The sequence below is a fragment of the Streptomyces sp. 15-116A genome (genome assembly GCF_025290915.1).
Lineage (GTDB): Bacteria > Actinomycetota > Actinomycetes > Streptomycetales > Streptomycetaceae > Streptomyces.
Genome location: NZ_JAOCQE010000028.1, coordinates 1 through 22,685, shown reverse-complemented (window position 1 = coordinate 22,685; position 22,685 = coordinate 1). Strand labels below are relative to the sequence as shown.

Genomic DNA, 22,685 nt, shown 5'->3' with positions numbered 1-22,685 from the left:
GCAGGCCGCCTGCCCCGTACGGTCGACCCATGACGAACGCCGACGCCTCCGCACCCACCCGTGTCGACTGCTGGTTCGACCCCGCCTGCCCCTTCGCCTGGATCACCTCCCGCTGGCTGCTGGAGGTCGAACGCGAACGCCCCCTCGACCTGCGCTTCCGCGTGATGAGCCTCTACCTGCACAACCTCGGCAACGACCTGCCCGACTGGTACCGGGACCTGGTCGACCGCTCGATCGGCCCGGTGCGGGTGGCGGTCGCCGCTGCCGAACGGCACGGCGAGAAGGTGCTGCGTGATCTGTACACGGCGTTCGGCACGCGTATCCACGAGCGCGGCATGGAGGACGACTTCGACACGGTGATCGCCGAGTCCCTCACCGAACTCCGTCTGCCCGCCGACCTCGCCGCCGCCGCGCACGACCCGGCGTACGACGACGCCGTGCGCCGCAGTCACGAGGCGGGCGCGGAGCCGGACTCGGGCGGCTACGTGGGCACGCCCACCCTGCACATCGACGGGACGGTGTGGTTCGGCCCGGTCCTCCGGGCGATCCCGCGCGGCGAGCAGGCGGCCCGGCTCTTCGACAGCGTCCGCGCCCTGGCCACTCACCCCGACGTCTTCGAGCTGAAGCGGACCCGCACGGGCGGACTGTCCTTCGCCTGAGCCGACGGGGCCGTCAGGCGCCGATCGCCGTGAGCAGAGGCGTCCGCGCCGCGTCGTAGCGGTCCAGCAGCACCCGCGCCACCTCCGGCGCCGGGCCCAGGACGTCCGCCAGGACGTCCGCGTCCGCCGCGCCCCGGGCGATACGGTCCGGGAGGAAGCCGGGGGCCAGGACGTACGGGGCGACGGCGACGCGCGCGCAGCCAAGAGCACGCAGTTCGCGTACCGCGTCCTCGGTGCGGGGGAGAGATGCGGAGGCGAACGCAGGTCGCACGGCGCACCAACCGGTGTGCCGCCACTCCCGCGCGATGTCTGCGATCACTGCGATCGCCTCCGGGTCGGTGGACCCCGCCGAGGCCAGCACGACCCCGGTCGAGGACTTGTCGGCGGGGCTCAGGCCCGCCTCGTACAGCCGGCGTTCCAGCGCCGCGAGGAGCAGCGGGGACGGGCCCAGCACGTCCGCCTGGCGGATGCGCAGCCGGGCGGGGGCGTCCGCGAGGACCGCCGGGATGTCGGCCTTCGCGTGGAAGGCGCGGGTCAGCAGCAGGGGGAGGGCGACCACGTCACGCACGCCCTCCGCCGCCAGGGACTCCAGCACGCTCGGCACCGAGGGCACGTTGAAGTCCAGGAAGCCGGTCTCCACGCGCAGCCCGGGCCGCAGTGCGCGGACCTGCTGGACCAGGGCGTGGACGGTCGCGGCGTGCCGCGGGTCGCGGCTGCCGTGGGCGACGACGACGAGGACCGGCTTCATGCCCCTCAGCTCCTCACCAGCAGGCCGCGGCTGCGCAGCACCCACCGCTCCAGCGGGCTGAAGATCAGCAGGTCGATGGCGATACCGACGGTCAGGATGAGCAGGATCGCCTCGAACACCATCGCCATGTCGCTGGCGTTGCGGCCGTTCTCCAGGAGCTGGCCGAGGCCGATGCCGAGGTCCGGGAAGGACGCGATGATCTCCGCGGCCATCAGGGAGCGCCAGGAGAACGCCCAGCCCTGCTTCAGACCCGCCACATAGCCGGGCAGCGCGGCCGGCAGCACGATGTGCCAGGTGCCCTTCAGACCCGTCGCGCCCAGCGTGCGGCCCGCGCGCAGGAACAGCGGGGGCACCTGGTCGACGCCGGAGACCAGGCCGTTGGCGATCGAGGGGACCGCGCCGAGCAGGATCACCGCGTACATCATCTGGTTGTTCAGGCCCAGCCAGATCACCGCCGGGGGCACCCAGGCGACCGACGGCAGCGACTGCAGGCCGGACAGGATCGGCCCGATCGCCGCCCGCACCACCTTCACCCGCGCCACCAGCAGACCCAGCGGGGTGCCGATCAGCAGCGCGAAGAAGAAGCCGAGCAGACCGCGCGAGACGCTGGTCCAGATGTAGCCGAGCAGCTCGCCCTGGAGCCACGCCTGGCGCAGCACCTCCCACACCGCGCCCGGCGAGGGCAGCTTCGTCGGATCGTCGACGATCTTGAAGGAGACCAGGGCCTGCCACACCGCCAGCACCAGGGCGATGGCGATGACCGGCGGCAGGATCTTCTCCGTGAAGGTCTGCCGCAGCGGCTTGCGGCCGGTCTGCACCGTCTCCAGGGCGTCCAGGCCCGCCTCCAGACCGGCGAGATCGTTGCCCTCGCGGTCCTTCGCGTCCTTGGCGTCCTGGGCGGCGGTCGTCTCAGTGCTGGCCATGTCGGCGGATCTCCCCACGGAGTTCTTCGGTGATCTCGACGGACAGCTCCGCGACCGCGGTGTCCTCGATACGGCGCGGATGCGGGATGTCCACCGTCCACGTGCGGGCGATCCGGCCCGGCCGCGACGACAGCAGCACCACCCGCTGGGCGAGCCGTACGGCCTCGCGCACGTTGTGCGTCACGAACAGCACCGACAGCCGCGTCTCGCGCCAGATGCGGGTCAGCTCGTCGTGCAGCACGTCCCGGGTGATGGCGTCCAGCGCCGCGAACGGCTCGTCCATCAGCAGCAGCTTGCTCTCCTGCGCGAGCGCCCGCGCCATCGCGACCCGCTGGCGCATACCGCCGGACAGCTCGTGCACCCGCTTGCCGTACGCGCCCTTGAGCCGCACCAGCTCCAGCAGTTCCTCGGCGCGGTCGCGGCGCTCGGACTTCGGTACGCCCCTGAGCTTCAGGGCGAGTTCGATGTTCTTGCCGGCGGTCAGCCACGGGAACAGCGCGTGCTCCTGGAACATCAGCGCCGGACGCCCGTCCGTCGTGATGGTGCCGGCGCTGGGCCGGTCCAGGCCCGCGACCAGGTTCAGCAGCGTGGACTTGCCGCAGCCCGAGGCGCCCAGCAGCGTCACGAACTCGCCGGGCGCGACATCGAGGCTGATGTCGTCCAGCACGAGCTGCTGTCCGGCCGGGCCTGCGAACGACTTCGAGACGTGCTCGATCCGGGCGGCCTGCGCGGCCGTGGTCTCCGTACCGTCGGCGGCCTTGGCGAGGGTCGTGGCCATGGTCGTCACCTCCTGGGACTCTTCGGGATGCGGGCGGTCAGGCGCCGAGGCCGGCGTCGTCGAACGGGTCTTGGCCCTCAGCCTCGAGGAGCTTGTTGAGGAGGGTGAGGTCGTAGATGCCGTCCAGGTCGGGCCGCTTCAGCAGACCGGCCTTGACGGCGTGGGCGGCCTGCGCGTCGAGGGTCGCGGCCAGCGGGTCGTCGGTGAACCGGATCGACTCCCACGCCGGGTCCAGCACCTCGGCGGGCAGCGCCTTGCCGGCGTCGGCGGCCAGCTGCTCGTTCGCGGCGGCCTTCGCCTCGTCGGGGTGGGCGTTGATCCACCGGTTGGTCTCGAGGGACGCCTTCAGCACCGCCTCGACGGCCTTCGGGTGCTCCTTCAGGAACTCCTGCCGTACGACGATGTTGGTGATGACGAACTTCTCGTCCGGCCACAGCGAGGCCTCGTCGAGCAGCACCTTGCCGCCCTCCGCGACCAGCTTCGACGCGGTCGGCTCCGGCACCCACGCCCCGTCGACGGACCCGGAGGCGAAGGCGTCCGGGGTGACCTTGTTGTCGCTGCGCACGACCGTGACATCGCCCTTGCCGCTGAGCGGGTCGACGTCCCAGCCCTGTTCGGCCGCCCAGTTGAGGAACGCCACGTCCTGCGTGTTGCCGAGCTGCGGGGTCGCGATCCGCTTGCCCTTGACGTCCTTCAGCGACTTCACCTTGCCGGGGTTCACGACGAGCTTCACCCCGCCCGACGCGGAACCCCCGATGATCCGCAGGTTGGTGCCCCCGGACTTGATATAGCCGTTGATCGCGGGGGAGGGCCCGATCCAGCCGATGTCGATCGAACCGGAGTTGAGCGCCTCGATCTCCGACGGCCCCGCGTTGAACACCGCGTACCGCGCCTCGGTCGCGCCCAGCGCCTTCTGGAAGAAGCCCTTGCGGTTGCCCACCAGCGCGGTGCCGTGGGTGAGGTTGCCGAAGTAGCCGATCCGCACCTGATCCAGACCGTCGATCTTCTTCGCCCCGGCGGCGATCTCGACGGAGCCGCCGTCCTTCGCCTGGGACCCGTAGCCGCAGGCGGCCAGGGTGAACAGCAGAAGCACGGCCGGCACCGCGAGGAGGCGGCGCAGGGCGGTCGTGGCAGGCACGGAGGGGTTCCTCTCACCAGGCCCGGCGGTCACGCGCTGAGGTCAGTACGCGGCCGGGAGGTCGGCAGGTTTTCGTCTACGGCGGTGGGGTGCGCGCAGGCCCGGGTGGCGCGCGCGGCTCATCGCGCACATCGGGCGACTCCGCCCTGCCCGCTGCCGAGCGCACCGCTGCCGACGCGACCGCCCTCCTTGGCGAACGTGGCGTAGAAATCTGTGGAGTTCATGCTCAGAAGTCCCACCCGTCGTCGTCTGCCTCGTCCTTGACGGGCTCCGGCGACGCGAACGACTCGCCGACCATGCCCGCGGTGAGCGTGGTGCCGTCGCTGGGGTCGATCAGGATGAACGAACCGGTGCGCCGCGAGTCCGAGTAGGAGTCGGCGGGAAGCGGCTCGGCGGTGCGGATCTTCACCCGGCCGATGTCGTTGGCGACCAGGCGCCCCGGGTGCGGGTGCAGCGACAGGTCGTCCAGCGTGAGCCGGGACGGGATGTCCTTGACGATCGCCTTCACCGTGCGCGTGCCGTGCTTGATCAGCACCCGGTGGCCGACGGTCAGCGGCTCGTCGGCGACATGGCACACCGTCGCCTCCAGGTCCTGCGTGGTGGCCGGGGCATCCTTGCTCGGCACGATCAGGTCGCCGCGCGAGATGTCGATGTCGTCGGCCAGCAGCAGCGTCACCGACTGGGGCGTCCACGCGATGTCGACCGGCTTGCCCAGCAGGTCGATGCCGGTGATCGTGGTCGACCGCCCGGACGGCAGCACCGTCACCGAGTCGCCGACCCGGAACGTACCGGCGGCGATCTGACCGGCGTAGCCCCGGTAGTCGGGGTGCTCGGCGCTCTGCGGCCGGATCACGTACTGCACGGGCAGCCGGGCGTGGCAGTGCGCCAGATCGTGACTGACCGGCACGGTCTCCAGGTGCTCCAGGACCGTAGGACCGCCGTACCAGTCCATGTGCGCGGACGGCTCCACCACGTTGTCGCCGACCAGCGCGGAGATCGGGATCGCGGTGACCTCGGGGACGCCCAGCTCGGTCGCGTACGCCGTGAACTCCTCGGCGATGGCCGCGAACACGGACTCCTCGTAGCCGACGAGGTCCATCTTGTTGACGGCGAGCACGACGTGCGGCACCCGCAGCAGGGCCGCGATCGCCGCGTGCCGGCGGGTCTGCTCGACGACGCCGTTGCGGGCGTCGACCAGGATCACCGTCAGCTCGGCCGTGGACGCGCCCGTGACCATGTTGCGCGTGTACTGCACATGGCCGGGGGTGTCGGCGAGGATGAACCGGCGCCGGGGCGTGGCGAAGTAGCGGTAGGCCACGTCGATGGTGATGCCCTGCTCCCGCTCGGCCCGCAGACCGTCGGTGAGCAGCGCCAGGTCCGGGGCCTCCTGGCCGCGGCTCAGCGACGCGCGCTCCACGGCCTCCAGCTGGTCGACGAGGACCGACTTGGAGTCGTGCAGCAGCCGGCCGACGAGCGTGGACTTGCCGTCGTCGACGGAACCGGCGGTGGCGAACCGCAGCAGGGTGGTGGCCGAGAGTTCCTCGGTCGTGGTGGTGCTCATGTCTAGAAGTACCCCTCGCGCTTGCGGTCTTCCATCGCGGCCTCGGAGAGCTTGTCGTCGGCGCGGGTGGCACCGCGCTCGGTGAGCCGGGAGGCGGCGATCTCGGTGATCACCTTCTCGATGGTGTCGGCGTCGGAGTCCACCGCGCCGGTGCAGGACATGTCGCCCACGGTCCGGTAGCGCACCATCCGCTTCTCGACGGTCTCGCCGTGCTTCGGGCCGCCCCACTCACCCGCGGTCAGCCACATGCCGTTGCGGGCGAACACCTCGCGCTCGTGCGCGTAGTAGATCTCGGGCAGTTCGATGTTCTCGCGGGCGATGTACTGCCACACGTCCAGCTCGGTCCAGTTGGACAGCGGGAACACGCGCACGTGCTCGCCGGGGGCGTGCCGGCCGTTGTAGAGGTTCCACAGCTCGGGGCGCTGGCGGCGCGGGTCCCACTGGGAGAACTCGTCGCGCAGCGAGAACACCCGCTCCTTGGCGCGGGCCTTCTCCTCGTCCCGGCGCCCGCCGCCGAAGACGGCGTCGAACTTCTCGCTCTGGATCTTCTCCGTGAGGGGAAGCGTCTGCAGCGGGTTGCGGGTGCCGTCGGGGCGCTCCTTGAGCACTCCCCGGTCGATGTAGTCCTGCACGGAGGCGACGTGCAGCCGCAGCCCGTGCCGCGCGACCGTGCGGTCCCGGTACTCGATGACCTCGGGGAAGTTGTGCCCGGTGTCCACGTGCAGCAGCGAGAACGGCACCGGCGCGGGCGTGAACGCCTTCAGCGCCAGGTGCAGCATCACGATGGAGTCCTTGCCGCCGGAGAACAGGATCACCGGCTTCTCGAACTCGCCCGCCACCTCACGGAAGATGTGCACGGCCTCGGACTCGAGGGCGTCCAGGTGGGAGAGCGCGTACGGGCTGTCGGTCTCCTCGGCGATGGTGGCCGCGGTCGTCATGCCAGTCCCCTCTCGTTCAGCAGGGCGTACACGGACGCCGCGGACTCCTGCACGGTCTGGTGCTGCGACTCGATCCGCAGATCGGGCGCCTCGGGCTCCTCGTACGGGTCGTCCACCCCGGTCAGGCCGGTGAGTTCACCCGCGGCCTGCTTGGCGTACAGGCCCTTCACATCGCGTACGGAGCACACCTCGACCGGGGTCGCCACATGCACCTCGACGTACGGCGTCGCGTTCGCCTCGTGCCGCTTGCGCACCGCGTCGCGGCTGTCGGCGTAGGGCGCGATCACCGGGACGAGCACGATCACGCCGTTGCGGGCGAGCAGTTCGGCGACGAAGCCGATGCGCTGCACATTGGTGTGCCGGTCCTCGCGGCTGAAGCCGAGGCCCGCGGAGATGAACTCGCGGATCTCGTCGCCGTCGAGCACCTCGACGCGCCGGTCCTGCTCGCGCAGCCGGCCGGCCAGCTCGTACGCGATCGTGGTCTTGCCGGCGCTCGGCAGACCCGTGAGCCAGACGGTGGCTCCGGTCGTCACGTGGTTCTCCTGGGTCTCGGTGGTCGTCGTGGTCATCCGTGCAGCCCGCACTCGGTCTTGGCGCGGCCCGCCCAGCGCCCGGCCCGGGCGTCCTCGCCCTCGAGGACCCGGCGGGTGCAGGGGGCGCAGCCGACGGAGGCGTAACCGTCCATCAGCAGCGGGTTGGTGAGCACGCCGTGCTCGGCGACGTAGGCGTCCACGTCGTCCTGGGTCCAGCGGGCGATGGGGGAGATCTTGACCTTCTGCCGCTTCTCGTCCCAGCCGACGACCGGGGTGTTCGCCCGGGTCGGGGACTCGTCGCGGCGCAGGCCGGTCGCCCACGCCTGATAGCCCGTCAGGCCCTCTTCCAGCGGCTGCACCTTGCGCAGCTTGCAGCACAGGTCGGGGTCGCGGTCGTGCAGCTCCGGACCGTACTCGGCGTCCTGCTCGGCGACCGTCTGACGCGGGGTGAGCGTGATGACGTGGACGTCCATCACGGCCTCCACCGCGTCCCGGGTGCCGATGGTCTCCGGGAAGTGGTAGCCGGTGTCGAGGAACACCACGTCGACGCCGGGCATCGCGCGGGAGGCGAGGTGGGCGACGACCGCGTCCTCCATGGACGAGGTCACGCAGAAGCGCTTGCCGAACGTCTCGGCGGCCCAGCGGAGGATCTCCAGCGCGGAGGCGTCCTCCAGGTCCCGTCCCGCCTGCTCGGCGAGCGCCTTCAACTCCTCGGTGTCGCGCTCTTCCTGAACGGCCGTCATATCCGGTCCCCTCCCGTGTCGGATCGCTGGGCCCCCCGGGCCAGCAGCCCGAGGAACTTCAGCTGAAAGGCTCGGTTGCACGCCCCGCATTCCCAGGCGCCATGCCCTTCCTCGCTGGGCCGCAGGTCCTCGTCCCCGCAGTAGGGGCAGTAGAAGGGCGCCGCACGCTCGCTCATGACAGCGACTCCTCGCTCGCGCGGGCCGCCCAGGCGGCGAACCGCTCGCCGTCCTCGCGCTCGGCCTGGAACCGCTTGAGGACCCGCTCGACGTAGTCGGGCAGTTCCTCGGAGGTCACCTTCAGACCGCGCACCTTGCGGCCGAACCCGGCCTCCAGGCCGAGCGCGCCGCCGAGGTGCACCTGGTAGCCCTCGACCTGCTCACCGGCGTCGTTGAGGACCAGCTGCCCCTTGAGACCGATGTCCGCCACCTGGATACGGGCGCAGGCGTTCGGGCAGCCGTTGAGGTTGATGGTGATCGGCTCGTCGAAGTCCGGGATGCGGCGCTCCAGTTCGTCGATCAGCGAGGCGCCGCGCGCCTTGGTCTCGACGATGGCGAGCTTGCAGTACTCGATGCCGGTGCAGGCCATGGTGCCGCGCCGGAACGGGGAGGGCTTGGCAGTGAGGTCCAGCGCCTCCAGGGCGTCGACGAGCGAGTCGACCTGGCCCTCCTCGACGTCGAGAATGATCATCTTCTGCTCGACGGTGGTGCGCACCCGGCCCGAGCCGTGCGCCTCCGCGAGGTCGGCGATCTTGGTGAGCGTGGTGCCGTCGACCCGGCCGACGCGCGGGGCGAAGCCCACGTAGTAGCGGCCGTCCTTCTGCCGGTGCACACCGACGTGGTCGCGCCAACGTTCCACCGGCTGGGCGGGCGCCGGACCGTCGGTCAGCTTCCGCTTGAGGTACTCGTCCTCCAGCACCTGCCGGAACTTCTCCGCACCCCAGTCGGCGACCAGGAACTTCAGGCGGGCGCGGGTGCGCAGCCGCCGGTAGCCGTAGTCACGGAAGATCGAGATGACGCCCTCGAAGACGTCCGGGACCTCGTCCAGCGGCACCCAGGCACCCAGCCGGACGCCGATCTTGGGGTTGGTGGACAGACCGCCGCCGACCCACAGGTCGAAGCCGGGGCCGTGCTCGGGGTGGTTCACGCCCACGAACGCCACGTCGTTGATCTCGTGCGCCACGTCCAGCAGCGGCGAGCCGGAGATCGCGGACTTGAACTTGCGGGGCAGGTTGGAGAACGCCGGGTTGCCGATGACCCGCCGGTGGATCTCCTCGATGGCCGGGGAGCCGTCGATGATCTCGTCCTCGGCGATGCCCGCGACGGGGGAGCCGATGATCACGCGGGGCGTGTCACCGCACGCCTCGGTGGTGGACAGTCCGACGGCCTCCAGCCGGTTCCAGATCTCGGGCACGTCCTCGATCCGGATCCAGTGGTACTGCACGTTCTGCCGGTCGGTGATGTCCGCGGTGCCCCGCGCGAACTCCTGCGAGATCTCACCGATCACGCGGAGCTGCTGCGTGGTGAGCCGGCCGCCGTCGATGCGCACCCGCAGCATGAAGTACTCGTCGTCCAGCTCCTCCGGCTCCAGGATCGCGGTCTTGCCGCCGTCGATCCCGGGCTTGCGCTGGGTGTACAGGCCCCACCAGCGCATACGGCCGCGCAGGTCGTTGGGGTCGATCGAGTCGAAGCCCCGCTTGGAGTAGATCGTCTCAATGCGTGTCCGCACATTGAGACCGTCGTCGTCCTTCTTGAACTGCTCGTTGCCGTTGAGCGGGGTGAAGTGCCCCGCGGCCCACTGGCCCTCGCCGCGGTGACGGCTCACCTTGCGGCGGGGAGTCGCGGCGGCAGGCTTCTGCGGGGTGGCGGCCATGGTGGATACGTCCTTCGGGACAGGCGGGAATGCGGCTCTGGCCTGCGCAAAATGGGCGCGCGGGCAGATGTGCGCGTCGTTGCGCGGGAGGAAAGCGGGAGAGGGTGTCGGGCGCTGCTGGAGGTGGTCTCAGCGCGCCGGACAGATGGCGCTGGACATGCGGCCGAGGTCGACGTGCCGCCGACTCACCAAGGCGATTCCAGTTCCAGGCATGACGGAAGCGTGTCACGGCGATCTGGACACAGTCCAGCTTCGTCCATCATGCGGACACCCTTGTCTCGTAGGGCGAGACAAGGGTGTCCTTGGTCACAAGCGGCGCGGGTGGTCTTGTCCGCGCTGGTCAGGCGGGGTAGGCCCCCGGCCACGGACCCGGAGTAGCCACCTCCGGCTCGTCCTCCACCTTGGTGTCGAACAGCTTGAAGCCCCGGCGCAGATAGTTGTCCATGGCGTGCTCGCCGTCCTTGCTGCACGTGTGCAGCCACACCCGCGTCGTCGGCTTCACGCCCGGCCACCGCTCGGCGAGATCCCAGGCGCGGGCGGTGCCGTACGACAGCAGATGACCGCCGATGCGGCGCCCGCGGAAGGCGGGGATCAGCCCGAAGTAGACGATCTCCACGACACCGCCGTCCTGCGCCTCCAGCTCCACATAGCCCGCGGGCGTTCCCCGGTCGTAGGCCACCCACGTCTCCACGCCGGGCCGGTCCAGGTGCTCCTGCCACTGCGCGTACGTCCAGCCCAGCCGGTCCGTCCAGCGGATGTCCCCGCCGACCGAGGCGTACAGGAAACGGCTGAACTCGGGCGAGGGCACTTCCGAGCGGACGACGCGCACGTCCCCGTCGGGCGTGGCGGCCGGCAGGAGATCGGTGGGCGCGGTCTGCTCCAGGGACCAGGTGGTCACGGCGATGCTCGTCATGACCGACAGGGAACCACCCGGTACGCGTTTCTGTCGAACGCCTGATCAGCCGGTGCGAGGCGTCAGTCCGGGGCGCGCTCCACCGAGGTCAGCGGGAAGGCGAACAGCGCCCGGCCCGACTGAGCCCAGACCTCACCGGTCTCCTGCCACAGGGACAGGGACGCCGCGGGCCCGCTCCAGCAGCGGAGCGACTCGTCCGCCCCGCACCGCGTGGGCCGCGCCCCGTCCGCGTCCTGCCGCCACAGCGTGCCCCGCTCGTCCGGCGCCCCGGACGCCCGGCCCAGGTACAGGGCCGACCGGTACGACAGCACGCCCTGCACCTCGTCCAGCTCCGTCTCGTACGCCTCCACCGCGTCCGCCCGCAGTAGCGAGTCCGTGGCGAGCAGACCCGACCGCGCGGGGTCGTCGCCGAACGCGTACCGCCACACCCGGGTCGGCCCGTCACCGTCCTCGGGCGCCGCCTCGTGCACCACCAGACTGTCGGGGGCGGTGCTCCGGTCCAGGGAGATACCGCCGGGCCGCGGGGCGTCCGCACCGGCCGCCATCCGGTAGGAGGCGACGGCGGGCATGACGTACCGCGCCCCGGCCGCCGACCAGCCGCCGGGCACCCGGCCGACCGCGGGGCCGTCGACGGTGGCCCGCTGGATCCGGTGGACGTCGTACACATACAGGACGCTGTCGTCGCCCGGCCCGGCAGTGACCAGCAGCTTGTCCTGGTACCAGACCATGCCGGACACCGGCGAGCCCAGCGCGCGGTAGTCCCGGCCGCCGTCCGCCGGCACGGCGAGCAGCGCCCACGTGTAGCCGCGCTCCTCGGCGTCCACGACCGCGACCCGGGCGAGCCCCTGCCCGGCCGCCGCCTCGGCGTTCTCGCTCCAGCCGGAGAGGACCACCCGGTGCGCACCCCAGTGCCCGTCGTCGTCCGCGTCGCCGGAGGTGGTGACCGCGCCGGGCCGCAGGCCGGTGGTGTCGCCGACGCCGAAGCAGTACGCGCGCGTGGCGGCCGGTTCCACCGGGAGCGCCCGCCGGTCCTCGGCCGGGCAGTCCCGCGCCTCGCGCAGGGAACTGTCGCTGTCGGCGAGGACGGTCGTGATCCCTACGGGCCGGCCCATCTCGTCGGACAGCCGGTCCAGCCACGGACGGGGCACCGGCTCCTCGGCCAGCCGCAGCGGCGCGGTGTCCGCGGGCGCGGTGAGCGGCTTCAGCGGGCCGGGGTCGTCGGTGTCGGTGGCCTGCGAGGCGCTGATCATGGTGGCGGCTGCGGTGAGCGCGAGAGCGGTTCCGGCCAGTGCGGCACGCAGCGCTCTGCCGCGCCGGCGTCGGCGATGTCGGCCCCGATGCTTCATGACGTCCTCCCGAGACGAGCCAACTGCGTCCGGCGGTCCGCGGGTTGACCGTGGAGCAGGTGGGGTGGCAGGCCCGTAGGGGGATGCTACGGCAGCCGGGCCCCGAAGGGGACGAAGACCCTGCACATATACACAACGGCAATCAACGACTCACTGGGCGACGGCAGTCCACGACCGACGCCCGCAGCTGGTTCAACTCCCCGTCGCCGTCACGCCGCGCTGCCTGCCGAGCGCGGGGGACGTCGAGTGGGGGAGCAGGTCACGGGGGTCGTCCGGGAGCAGGACCTCCACGTCGGCGTGGTCCGCGAAGCGGTACGGGCGGTGTTCCAGGAAGCTGCCGAGGTAGCGCCGTACCCGGGACATCTCCGCGCGGACCGTCACCGTACGGGCCGGGTCGCCGAAGACGTCCTCGGCCAGGCCCGAGGCGCTGCGGCCCGCGCGGTGCACCGCCAGCAGATACAGCAACTCGGCGTGACGGGGGCTCAGTTCCCGCGTCCAGGAGCCCGCGCCGCCGGACACCTCCACCGTCCAGCGGCGCGGCCCGCGCAGATCGAGCACGATCCGGGTCGCGCCGTCCGCCGCCACGGGCTCGTCGGCCGCCCGCACCAGCCAGCCGCCCGCCAGCGGCTCCAGCGAGCACCGGCCCAGCGCCGGCAGCCACCGCATCCCGGCCGCGACGGACTTGGGCAGTGCGAGGCGCTCGGTGTACGGCATGCCGGTCACCGCGGCCGTCCACCCGTCCCGGTCCACCACCAGCGCGCGCCCCTCGATCCGGGCCAGCACCGGCGCCGCCACCGCCCGCAGCCGCTCCAGCGAGCGCACATGCATCTCGCGCAGCCGGGCCTCGGCGAGCTTGGCCACCGAGTCCACCCAGGACAGCGTGGCCGGGTGCATCGTCTCCAGCGGGCCGCTCACGTCGACGACGCCGATCAGCCGCCCGTCCCTCGGGTCGGTGATGGGCGCGCCGGCGCACGTCCAGGTGGCGTGCGAGCGGACGAAGTGCTCCGAGGCGAAGACCTGCACGGGGCGGCGGGCCACCGCCGGGGTGCCGACGCCGTTGGTGCCGACCACGTCCTCCCGCCAGTCCGCGCCCAGTTCGAAGCCGAGGCCGTCCGCCTTGCGCAGCACCGGCGCGCTGCCCTCCCGCCACAGCACGCGGCCCTCCTCGTCGGCCACGACCATGATGTGGTGGGCGACGTCGGCGACGGAGAGCAGGCCCTCGCGCAGCACCGGCAGGACGTGCCGCAGCACCGACGTCTCCCGGCGCCGCTGCACCTCCTCGCGCGGCAGCAGGCCCGAGCGGAAGTCGTGCTCCGGGTCGACGCCGCTGCGCAGCATCCGCTGCCAGGACTGCTCGATCACCGGGCGGGGCGGTACGGGGGTCCGCTGCCCGGAGAGCTTGGCGGAGCGGACCTCGTCCAGCACCCGCGCGGCGCGGGTCGCGTCGACGGCGGCCAGGTGCGTCACGTCCATGGGCGAGAGCGCCACGGGTCCTCCCCCGGGATCCGTTACTTGCTGTCCGTCCATAGTGCCGTGTGCTTCGGGTGAAGTTGCAACCCCTTGCAACCCTGGCGGGACGCTCCGGAGTGATTGAAACTTGAGCGACGCCGTCCCGAGCGGCGTTCACGGCTCGTCAAGGGGCCAGTGCGGTGGGGGTGGTGCCGTGTCGGCGCAGCATCACCCCTACCGGTCGGGTTGGGCCGGGCGCCCAGTGGGGTGCCGGGTGCTCGTCGTTGGCGGGTGCGGGTTGCGTTGTGGCTTGGCGCGCAGTTCCCCGCGCCCCTTGAGGGATGTGCCCTGGGCGTCAGTCGATTGCGCGAGCCCGGTCCACGAGCTTCGCCAGGTCCAGCGTGTGGGGGAGTGTGCCGAAGGACAGGCCCGCGTCTGTGCCCAGGCGGGAGGCGCAGAAGGCGTCGGCCACCTCCGGGGGTGCGTGGCGGACCAGCAATGAGGCCTGTAGTACGAGCGCGAGGCGTTCCACCAGGCGGCGGGCTCGGGATTCCATGCCCTCCAGGTCGGACAGGTCGGTCAGCAAGTTCTTGATCGCCGCGTCCAGGCGGTGGTCGGCGCCGCGGGCCCGGCCGACTTCGCGGAGGTAGGCGTCCAGGGCCTGGGGTTCCCGGGTGAGGGCGCGCAGGACGTCCAGGGCCTGGACGTTGCCCGCGCCCTCCCAGATGGAGTTCAGGGGGGACTCGCGGACCAGGCGGGGCAGGCCCGACTCCTCCACGTAGCCGTTGCCGCCCAGGCACTCGGCCGCCTCCACCGCGACGGGGGCGCACCGCTTGGTCACCCAGTACTTGGCCGCCGGGACCGCGATGCGCAGCAGCGCCCGCTCCCGCTCGCCGCCGTCGTCGTACGCGGCGGCCAGGCGCAGCGCGAGCGTCGTCGCGGCCTCCGACTCCAGGGCGAGGTCGGCGAGGACATTGCGCATCAGCGGCTTGTCGGCGAGCTTCGCGCCGAACGCCTCCCGGTGGGTGCAGTGGTGGATCGCCTGGGCCACCGCCTGCCGCATCAGGCCCGCCGAGCCGAGGACGCAGTCCAGGCGGGTCGCCGCCACCATGCCGATGATGGTGCGCACCCCGCGGCCCTCCTCCCCGACCCGGCGGGCCCAGGTGCCGTCGAACTCGACCTCGGCGGAGGCGTTGGACCGGTTGCCCAGCTTGTCCTTGAGACGCTGGATGAGGAACACGTTGCGTGAGCCGTCCTCCAGCACGCGCGGCACCAGGAAGCAGGTGAGGCCTCCCGGCGCCTGCGCCAGCAACAGGAAGGCGTCCGACATCGGGGCCGAGCAGAACCACTTGTGCCCGGTCAGCTCGTAGGCGCCGTCCTCGGCGAGCGGCCGCGCGGTCGTCGTGTTGGCCCGTACGTCGCTGCCGCCCTGCTTCTCCGTCATGCCCATCCCGAAGAGCACGCCGGCCTTCTGGTGCGCCGGGCGCAGTCCGCGGTCGTACACCATGGACGTCAGCCGTGGCTCCCACTCGGCGGCCAGGGCGGGGTCCGTGCGCAGGGCGGGGACGGCCGCGTGGGTCATCGACAGCGGGCAGCCGTTGCCCGCCTCGGCCTGCGTCCACACGAGGAACGCCGCCGCCCGGCGGACGTGACCGCCGGGCCGGCCCCAGGCCGCCGTCAGCCCCGCCCCGACGCCCTTGCCGAGCAGCCGGTGCCAGGCCGGGTGGAAGTCGACCTCGTCGATCCGGTGGCCGTAGCGGTCGTGGGTGCGCAGCCGGGGCGGGAACTCGTTCGCCTGGACGGCCCACTCCTGCACCTGCGCGGAGCCGGAGGTGCGGCCCAGCGCCGACAGCTCGGACAGGACCTCGTCCAGGACGGCCGGGTCCAGATGCCGTTCGACGGCCTCCACCAGTGCGCGATCGGCGGTGAAGACGTCGTACTGGACGAGCGGGGGAGCCTGGTTGGTCACGGTGTGGGTGGTGCGCGCCATGTGAGCGAACCTACCCGCGCCGCCGCATTGCTCACCTGGAGACCTGTGGGTGAGGGCGACCAGGCACGACGGATACCTTTAGGTCGTGCAGCAGGCAAGTGAAACCCCCGACGCCCCCTCCGGCCGCCTCCACCGGGCCCGGGCCCTCTACCGGAACGTCTCCAAACGCCGGACCGCGTGGCTGCTGCTCAAGGACACCGTCAACTCCTGCATCGAGTACCGCATCCTCGGCCTGGCCGCCGAGGCCGCCTTCTTCACCCTGCTGTCGGTGCCGCCGCTGCTGCTGAGCATGATCGGGCTGCTCGGCTACGTCGACGCCTGGACCGGCGCCGACACCATCCAGAGCCTGCAGCGCAACCTCCTCGACGCCTCCCGCACCGTGCTGTCCGACCGGGGCGTCAACCAGATCGCCGAGCCGATCCTGCGCGACGTGATGAAGGGCGGCCGGCCCGATGTCATCTCCGTCGGCTTCCTGTTCGCCCTGTGGTCGGGCTCCCGCGCGGTGAACGTCTTCATCGACACGATCACCGTCATGTACGGCCTCGACGGGGTGCGCGGCATCGTGAAGACCCGGCTGCTGGCGTTCCTGCTGTTCATCGTGGCGCTGCTGATCGGCTCGGTCGCGCTGCCGCTGATGGTGGCCGGGCCGGACGCGGTGGTCCGCATCGTCCCCTGGTCCACGACCGTCGTGCAGATCCTGTACTGGCCGGTCGTGATCCTGCTGTCCATCGCCTTCCTCACCACGCTGTACCACGTGTCCGTGCCGGTGCGCTCGCCGTGGATCGAGGACGTGCCGGGCGCGCTGGTCGCCCTCGGCATGTGGGTGCTCGGCAGCTTCCTGCTGCGCCTGTACCTCACCAACACCGTCGAGGGCCCCACCATCTACGGCTCCCTCGCCGCGCCCGTCGCCGTGCTGCTGTGGATCGGTGTGTCCGCGTTCGCCGTGCTCGTGGGGGCCGCCGTCAACGCCGCCATCGACCGGGTCTGGCCCGCCGCCGCCACCGCCGCCGCCCGCGAGGCCAACGAGCGGCTGCGCCAGGCCCAGGTCGCCGAGTACGTCGCCCGCACCGCCGCGCTGGGCGAGTCCGACCCCGACATGCCCTCGGAGTTCCCCGAACGCTGGTCCCGCTTCCTGCCCCCGGAGGACGTCACGGCCCGCCTGCGCGGCCACTCCGCGAAGAACATCCACGCGAAGCACGGGGAGAAGCCGAGGGACGAGGAGCAGTGAGCGGCGGGGCCGGCGTCCGGTGAGGCGAGTGAGCGGCGGGGCGCCGTCGTCCCCCGGGAGGGTCAGCCGGTCTTCCAGGTACCGGCCGCCGCTTCCTCCCGCACGAAGCCGGTGAAGTCGCGTGGCTCCCGGCCCAGGATCTCCCGTACCCCGTCCTCCACGCGCGCGTTGCGGCCGTCGAGGAGGGTGGCGAACACCTCGGTGAGGAACCCGGCCTCCTCGGGCGGCACCCCGAAGCCGAGCAGCGCCTCGCCGTAGTCGCGGGGCGGCACGGCCCTGTACGTCAGTGTGCGCCCCGTCGCCGCGGCGATCTCCGCGACCGCCCCGCCGAACGTCAGCAGCCGCGGCCCCGTCACGCTCAGCACCCGCCCCGCGTACCGGTCCCCGTCCGTCAGCGCGGCCACCACCACGTCCGCGACATCCCGCAGATCCACGAACGGCTCCGGCACCTCACTGGCCGGGAACACCAATTCCCCGCGCTCCCGCAGCTCCGCCACCAGCGGCCCCTCGCTGAAGTTCTGCGCGAACCACGCGGACCGTACGATCGTCCAGTCCGCGCCCGACGCACGCAGCGCCTCCTCGGTGGGCAGCGCCTGGTCCTCGCCCCGCGCCGACAGCAGCACCAGCCGCCGCACCCCGAGCCCCACGGCCTCCCTGGCCAGCGCGCCGACGGCCTCCGCCGTCCCCGGGGCCCCGACATCGGCGGGGTGCACCAGATACGCCGCGTCCGCACCGCGCAGGGTGTCCGCCCACGTCGTGGCGTCGGCCCAGTCGAATCCGTTGGCCCGGGATGCCGCCCGTACGCCGAGCCCCGCCGCCTCGGCCGCCCGCGCCACGCGGCTTCCGGTGCGCCCGGAGGCACCCGTGACGACGAGGGTCATCCCCGGTGTGCCCGCTATGCCTGCTGCATTCGCTGTGTCCACTGTGTTCGTGTTCGCCGTTTTCCTCATGTCCTGTGTCATGGCACCGAGTCAACTCCCGCCCCGCGCACGCAACCATCGCCGAACGGCTCATTCCCATACGCCCGCGTCTACGCTGACTCCATGGACGCACTCACCGGCCTGCTGGAAGGCCCGCGCGCCCGGGGCGCGTTCATGATCCGGGCCTGCTTCGACCCGCCCTGGGCGGTACGCATCGAGGACGAGGCGCCGCTGTCGGTGATGCTGCTGGTCCGGGGCGAGGCCCGGATCATCCCGGACCGGGGCGCGTCGCTGCACCTGCGCCCCGGGGACCTCGCCATCGCCCGCGGCCCTGACCCGTACACCTGCGCCGACGCCCCCGGCACGGCACCGCAGGCGCTGATCCTGCCCGGCGAGGAGTGCCGCTACCCGGACGGACGGCCCCTGAACGGCGTGATGGACCTCGGCGTCCGCACCTGGGGCGACCGGCCGGACGGCGCGACGGTCATGCTCATCGGCACCTACCAGATGCGCGGCGAGATCGGGGGCCGCCTGCTGGACGCGCTCCCGCCGCTGCTGTCCCTCGGCGCCGACGCGTGGGACTGCCCCCTCACTCCGTACCTGATGCGGGAGATCGCCCGCGACGAACCCGGTCAGGAGGTCGTCCTGGACCGGCTGCTCGACCTGCTGGTCATCGCGGCGCTGCGCACCTGGTTCGCCCGGCCCGAGGCGGAGGCGCCCGCCTGGTACCGCGCCCAGGCGGACCCGGTCGTCGGCCCCGTGCTGCGGCTCGTGCAGGACGACCCCGCCCACCCCTGGACGGTCGCCGCGCTCGCCGCGAAGGCGGGCGTCTCCCGCGCCGCGCTGGCCCGCCGCTTCACCGAGCTGGTCGGCGAGCCCCCGATGACCTACCTCACCGCCTGGCGCCTCGCCCTCGCCGCCGACCGGCTCCGCGACACCGACGCCACGCTCGCCGCGATCGCCCACCAGGTCGGCTACGGCACCGCGTTCGCCCTGTCCGCCGCCTTCAAACGGGCCTACGGCGTCAGCCCGCAGGAATGGCGGACCCGGGCGTCGCAGCAGGGAGGCGAGCGTGTTCGGTAGGGGGGTACGGCTGCTCACGGGCGTCCTGATCGCGGTCTGCGCGCTGCTCGTCGGTCCCAGTGCGCCGAGCGGCGCGGGCTCACTGCCCGTCGAACCCGTGCAGGACGTCGTGCCGAGCCGGGTCATGACCTGGAACCTGTGCAACCCCTGCGAGGAGAGCAACGTCCACCGGGCGGCGGAGATCGCCAGGTTCGCGCCCCAGGTGATCGGCCTGCAGGAGGCGTGCGTGCGGGACGTCGAGCGGATCCGGGAGCACCTTCGGAGCCTGCACGGGCTGGTCTACCACGTCGAGTACGGGCCGGTGCTGCGCAACTGGAGCCGCTGCGGCGGAGCGCCGTGGCGTCCCGGGGCCTACGGTCAGGCGCTGCTCTCGGCGGCGCCGATGACGGACGCCGTCAACACCGAGTATCCCGACGGGGGTTCGGAGGACCGCGGCTACCTGGCGGTCACCACCACGGTGGACGGCCGTTCCGTCCGCGTCTTCAACACCCACCTCGCGCAACGGCGTCAGGAGTCGGTCCGCGCGGAGCAGACCCGCGTGCTCGCCGACGTGGTGTCCCGCCACGACCGGGCGATCGTCCTCGGTGACTTCAACGCCGTACCGGCCGCCCCCGAACTCACCGGCATCTGGGACCTGGCCTCGGACGCGAACCCCGAGTGCCACCCGTCCCGCACCGGCACCTGCGAGACGACCACCGACTGGTACACCAGGTTCGACTACGTCTTCCTGCGCGGCGGCATCGTCGCGCGCGAGCACGGAGTGCATCCGACCCCGTACTCGGACCACGCCCTGGTGCACGCCGACGTGGACGCGGCATAACCTGGCCGATGTGTACGAGGAACGGGCGTCGCGGCTGCCCGGGGCGGTGGTGTGGACCCACACGCCCTCCGGGAGCGGTACGGGACGGGTGCTGCCCGACGGCTGTATGGATCTGCTCTGGAACGAGGGCCGGCTGCTGATCGCCGGCCCCGACACGCGGGCGTACCTCACCGGAGGCACCCCGACCGCCTGGGCCGGCGTCCGCTTCTTCCCCGGCACGGCACCCGCTCTGCTGGGCGTCCCGGCGCACGAACTGCGCGACCAGCGAGTGGAGTTGGCGGACCTCCGGCCCAGGGCGGACGTCCGCCGCCTCACGTCCCGCGTGAACTCCGCGGCCACCCCGCAGGCGGGTCTGGAGGACATCGCCCTGCGCTGGGCCGCGGAGACCGCCCCTCCCGACCCGCTGCTCACCCGCATCGTCACCGCCCTGAACGCGGGCCACTCAGTCGCCACCACCGCCGACGAACTCGGCCTGCACCCCCGCCAGTTGCACCGCCGCTCCCTGACCGCCTTCGGCTACGGCCCCAAAACCCTCGCCCGCATCCTCCGCCTCCACCGCGCCCTCACCCTCGCCCGCACCGGCACCCCACACGCGGAAACCGCCACCCGCACCGGCTACGCGGACCAGGCCCATCTCACCCGCGAGGTACGCGACTTGACGGGCCTGCCCCTGGGGAAGCTGCTGTCGGGGCCGGGCTGAGACCACCGCTCCCCAGCAGCTCGCGGCGCCCGAAACCGGCACGACAGCCTCCGACACCCCACGGCATGATGCCCCGGTGAAGCCGACGCAGGACCTGCCGAGCAGCCCGCCGCGGAACCGCTGGGGCGTGTTCGCCCGGCGGGAGTTCCGTCTGCTCTGGGTGGGGGAGACCGTCAGCGGGCTGGGGAACAGCGTCACCACGGTGGCGTTGCCGCTGATCGCGGTCGTGGTGCTGGACGCCGATGCGACGGCAGTCGGCCTGATCACGGCGGCGGTGTGGCTGCCCTGGCTGCTGGTGGGGCTGCCGGCCGGCGCGTGGGTGGACCGCAGACGCAAACGTTCCCTGATGATCGCCTGCGACCTGGTGTCCGCCGTGGCGCTCGTCAGCATCCCCCTGGCGGCGCTGCTCGACGCGCTCACCTACGGGCACCTGCTGGCCGTCGCGGCGGTCTGCGGCACATCGGCGGTGTGCTTCAACACCGCCTACCACGCGTACATCCGCATCGTGCTCGACGGCCGCGATCTCCTTGAGGGCAACGCCAGGCTGCAGGGCAGCGAGGCCGCCACCCAGGTCGCAGGTCCCGGGCTGGCGGGCCTGCTGGCGCAGGCGTTCGGCGCCGTCACCACGCTCGTGGCCGACGCGGCGACGTTCCTGGTCTCCGCGCTCTGCCTGAAGCGGATCCCGGTGCCCGAGCCGGACCGGGATCCCGGTGAGGAACGCGTCCCCGTGCGCCGGCAGATCGCCGCAGGGCTCCGCTTCGTCGCCCGTGACCGCTACCTGCGGCCGATGGCCGCCTGGGGTGCCGTCACCAACATGGCGCTCATGGGCTATCAGGCCGTCCAGGTCGTCTTCCTGGTCCGGACGGTCGGTCTCGATCCCGCCGCCGTGGGGCTGCTCCTTGCGTGCGGCAGCACCGGCGGCGTCGTGGGCGCGCTGGCGGCCGCCAGGGTCGGCCGGCGGTTCGGCACGGGGCGCGGTCTGCTGCTCGCCCAGCTCGCCACCGCGCCGTTCGCGCTGCTCCTGCCGATGACGACGGCGGGGCCGGGCCTACTGCTGTTCGCCACGGGAGCCCTGCTCGTCGGCGTCGGCATCTCCGTGGCGAACGTCGTCGTCGGCACCTTCCGGCAGTCCTACTGCCCACCGCACCTGCTCGGCCGGGTCGTGGCCACCGCCATGGTGATCAACCACAGCGCCATCCCGCTCGGCGCCCTGGCCGGGGGCCTGCTCGGCGACGCCCTCGGCCCCCGCCCGGCGATGTGGATCATGACGAGCGTCGTCGCGGTCTGCTGGCTCATCCTGGCCGCCGGTCCGATCCGGTACGAGCGTGATCTGCCCGATCAGCCGGGCAGTGGGGCGAAGAGGTCCACGCCGTTGCCGTCCGGGTCGAGGATGACGGCGTAGCGCTGGCCCCAGAAGGCGTTCCAGGGTTTGAGTTCGCCGTGGTGGCCGGCGGTGGTCAGCTCCTCGTAGAGGGTGTCCACCTCCTCCGGGGTGTCGCAGCGCACGGCGAGGGAGGTGCGGCCGCCGGTCGTCGGGGGTTTCCAGTCCGGATGGAAGGAGCGGACGACGTCCTCCGTGTCCAGCAACAGGCGCAGACCGCCCGGGAGTTCCGCTTCCACGTGACCCTGGGTCTCCGAGTCCTCGGGGAAGGTGAGGCCGAGCCGCCGGTAGAAGGCGACGGAGGCGGACATGTCGGAGACGACCAGGCCGATGGCGTCGAATCGTGCAGTCATGGCAGCACCGTAGGCGGGGGCGGCGGGTCCGTCTTGAAGGAATCGGACAGTCCGGGGTTGGCGGCGAACGTGTGTGCGGCAGGATGACGGGCATGATCCGTGTTCCGCGTGTGCTGCCGCCTGTGGTGTTGTTCGCCGTCGTCCCTCTGATGCTCGCCGGGTGCGGCACCGAGCGGCGGGTGGCGGACGCCGGTGAGGAGGCCGCCGTCTCCCGGGAGCTCGGTGTGCGGGCCCGGGCCCTGGGGGTCGCGCCGGAACTCGTCTACGTCACCGAGGCGCCCGACGGGTTCGTCCTCGCTCAGCAGTCCGTGGGGGTCCACGGCGGGGACGGCTTCTCCGCCACGTACGTCTCGCGGCAGGGCGGGCGGCAGATACGGCTGTTCGTCGACCGCGGCTCCCGGGCCGAGGCCGGGTGTGGTCAGCAGGACGCCGGGTGCGAGCGGGACGGGGAGGGTGTCTGGTACCGCGGCGGGGAGGGCGGGCGGCAGGAGTATCTCGTGGTCAAGGCCGGGCATGTGGTGCGGCTCGAGGGGGATGCCGGGGTGCCGCGGGACGTGCTGCGGGAGGCGGCGAGAGACATACATCGACCGGCGGGGGACGAGGTGACCGAG

24 protein-coding genes are annotated in these 22,685 nt (G+C 72.3%); 7 read left to right on the top strand and 17 right to left on the bottom strand.

The window, feature by feature from the left end; genetic code table 11:
* The first annotated feature begins 29 nt into the window (after window positions 1-29).
* Window positions 30-659: a DsbA family protein gene (locus tag N4P33_RS08115; RefSeq protein ID WP_260825636.1), complete on the top strand. Its 630-nt coding sequence runs from the start codon at window positions 30-32 to the stop codon at window positions 657-659.
* 13 nt (window positions 660-672) lie between these two features.
* Here N4P33_RS08115 and N4P33_RS08110 read toward each other — a convergent pair whose 3' ends face one another.
* The 15 genes from N4P33_RS08110 to N4P33_RS08045 form a co-directional block, all read right to left on the bottom strand.
* Window positions 673-1,407, bottom strand: coding sequence for a sirohydrochlorin chelatase (locus N4P33_RS08110; protein WP_260825635.1), 735 nt, complete (start codon window positions 1,405-1,407; stop codon window positions 673-675).
* Window positions 1,408-1,412: 5 nt separating this feature from the next.
* Complete coding sequence (locus N4P33_RS08105) at window positions 1,413-2,330, bottom strand: ABC transporter permease (protein WP_260825634.1); 918 nt, start codon at window positions 2,328-2,330, stop codon at window positions 1,413-1,415.
* Window positions 2,317-3,108, bottom strand: coding sequence for an ABC transporter ATP-binding protein (locus N4P33_RS08100; protein ID WP_260825633.1), 792 nt, complete (start codon window positions 3,106-3,108; stop codon window positions 2,317-2,319). Before N4P33_RS08100 ends, N4P33_RS08105 begins: the two co-directional genes overlap by 14 nt.
* A gap of 37 nt (window positions 3,109-3,145) precedes the next feature.
* Complete coding sequence (locus N4P33_RS08095; protein ID WP_260825632.1) at window positions 3,146-4,246, bottom strand: aliphatic sulfonate ABC transporter substrate-binding protein; 1,101 nt, start codon at window positions 4,244-4,246, stop codon at window positions 3,146-3,148.
* Between the two features lie 226 nt (window positions 4,247-4,472).
* On the bottom strand, window positions 4,473-5,807 hold the full coding sequence (locus N4P33_RS08090) for a sulfate adenylyltransferase subunit 1 (protein WP_260825631.1): 1,335 nt from the start codon (window positions 5,805-5,807) through the stop codon (window positions 4,473-4,475).
* 2 nt (window positions 5,808-5,809) lie between these two features.
* Window positions 5,810-6,745: a sulfate adenylyltransferase subunit CysD gene (gene cysD / locus N4P33_RS08085; RefSeq protein WP_260825630.1), complete on the bottom strand. Its 936-nt coding sequence runs from the start codon at window positions 6,743-6,745 to the stop codon at window positions 5,810-5,812.
* Window positions 6,742-7,278, bottom strand: coding sequence for an adenylyl-sulfate kinase (cysC, locus tag N4P33_RS08080; protein WP_399029009.1), 537 nt, complete (start codon window positions 7,276-7,278; stop codon window positions 6,742-6,744). Before cysC ends, cysD begins: the two co-directional genes overlap by 4 nt.
* A gap of 32 nt (window positions 7,279-7,310) precedes the next feature.
* On the bottom strand, window positions 7,311-8,021 hold the full coding sequence (locus N4P33_RS08075; protein ID WP_260825628.1) for a phosphoadenylyl-sulfate reductase: 711 nt from the start codon (window positions 8,019-8,021) through the stop codon (window positions 7,311-7,313).
* Complete coding sequence (locus tag N4P33_RS08070) at window positions 8,018-8,197, bottom strand: hypothetical protein (RefSeq protein ID WP_260825627.1); 180 nt, start codon at window positions 8,195-8,197, stop codon at window positions 8,018-8,020. The genes N4P33_RS08075 and N4P33_RS08070 overlap by 4 nt, the downstream gene beginning before the upstream one ends.
* Window positions 8,194-9,891, bottom strand: coding sequence for a nitrite/sulfite reductase (locus N4P33_RS08065; protein WP_260825626.1), 1,698 nt, complete (start codon window positions 9,889-9,891; stop codon window positions 8,194-8,196). Before N4P33_RS08065 ends, N4P33_RS08070 begins: the two co-directional genes overlap by 4 nt.
* A 129-nt stretch (window positions 9,892-10,020) precedes the next feature.
* Window positions 10,021-10,104: a putative leader peptide gene (locus tag N4P33_RS35545; protein ID WP_310887545.1), complete on the bottom strand. Its 84-nt coding sequence runs from the start codon at window positions 10,102-10,104 to the stop codon at window positions 10,021-10,023.
* Window positions 10,105-10,231: 127 nt separating this feature from the next.
* A complete protein-coding gene (locus N4P33_RS08060; RefSeq protein WP_260825625.1) occupies window positions 10,232-10,804 on the bottom strand; it encodes a GNAT family N-acetyltransferase in 573 nt (190 codons plus the stop codon).
* Window positions 10,805-10,866: 62 nt separating this feature from the next.
* Window positions 10,867-12,150 (bottom strand): hypothetical protein, encoded by a 1,284-nt coding sequence (locus N4P33_RS08055; protein ID WP_260825624.1) that lies wholly within the window; start codon window positions 12,148-12,150, stop codon window positions 10,867-10,869.
* Window positions 12,151-12,342: 192 nt separating this feature from the next.
* Window positions 12,343-13,623 (bottom strand): GAF domain-containing protein, encoded by a 1,281-nt coding sequence (locus tag N4P33_RS08050; protein WP_260825652.1) that lies wholly within the window; start codon window positions 13,621-13,623, stop codon window positions 12,343-12,345.
* Window positions 13,624-13,954: 331 nt separating this feature from the next.
* Window positions 13,955-15,589: an acyl-CoA dehydrogenase family protein gene (locus N4P33_RS08045; protein WP_260825623.1), complete on the bottom strand. Its 1,635-nt coding sequence runs from the start codon at window positions 15,587-15,589 to the stop codon at window positions 13,955-13,957.
* Between the two features lie 85 nt (window positions 15,590-15,674).
* Between N4P33_RS08045 and N4P33_RS08040 the strand changes: the two genes are divergently transcribed.
* Window positions 15,675-16,817, top strand: coding sequence for a YihY/virulence factor BrkB family protein (locus tag N4P33_RS08040; RefSeq protein ID WP_260825622.1), 1,143 nt, complete (start codon window positions 15,675-15,677; stop codon window positions 16,815-16,817).
* Between the two features lie 62 nt (window positions 16,818-16,879).
* Here the strand turns inward: N4P33_RS08040 and N4P33_RS08035 are convergent, their stop codons facing one another.
* Window positions 16,880-17,698 carry an NAD(P)H-binding protein gene (locus tag N4P33_RS08035; RefSeq protein ID WP_260825621.1) on the bottom strand — a complete coding sequence of 273 codons (819 nt, stop codon included), beginning with the start codon at window positions 17,696-17,698 and terminating at the stop codon, window positions 16,880-16,882.
* A 162-nt stretch (window positions 17,699-17,860) separates the two neighbouring features.
* Here N4P33_RS08035 and N4P33_RS08030 point away from each other — a divergent pair, with 162 nt between their 5' ends.
* From N4P33_RS08030 to N4P33_RS08015, 4 genes are all read left to right on the top strand, one after another.
* Entirely contained in the window at window positions 17,861-18,820 is a 960-nt protein-coding gene (locus N4P33_RS08030) for an AraC family transcriptional regulator (protein WP_260825620.1), read from the top strand.
* On the top strand, window positions 18,810-19,640 hold the full coding sequence (locus N4P33_RS08025) for an endonuclease/exonuclease/phosphatase family protein (protein ID WP_260825619.1): 831 nt from the start codon (window positions 18,810-18,812) through the stop codon (window positions 19,638-19,640). The genes N4P33_RS08030 and N4P33_RS08025 overlap by 11 nt, the downstream gene beginning before the upstream one ends.
* A 10-nt stretch (window positions 19,641-19,650) precedes the next feature.
* Entirely contained in the window at window positions 19,651-20,340 is a 690-nt protein-coding gene (locus N4P33_RS08020; RefSeq protein ID WP_260825618.1) for a helix-turn-helix domain-containing protein, read from the top strand.
* 76 nt (window positions 20,341-20,416) lie between these two features.
* Window positions 20,417-21,742 carry an MFS transporter gene (locus tag N4P33_RS08015; protein ID WP_260825617.1) on the top strand — a complete coding sequence of 442 codons (1,326 nt, stop codon included), beginning with the start codon at window positions 20,417-20,419 and terminating at the stop codon, window positions 21,740-21,742.
* Here the strand turns inward: N4P33_RS08015 and N4P33_RS08010 are convergent.
* A complete protein-coding gene (locus N4P33_RS08010; RefSeq protein WP_260825616.1) occupies window positions 21,679-22,074 on the bottom strand; it encodes a VOC family protein in 396 nt (131 codons plus the stop codon). The two genes, N4P33_RS08015 and N4P33_RS08010, sit on opposite strands and share 64 nt — an antisense overlap.
* Window positions 22,075-22,166: 92 nt before the next feature.
* Between N4P33_RS08010 and N4P33_RS08005 the strand changes: the two genes are divergently transcribed.
* The coding region (locus N4P33_RS08005) for a hypothetical protein (protein WP_260825615.1) at window positions 22,167-22,685 on the top strand (519 nt) is incomplete at its 3' end.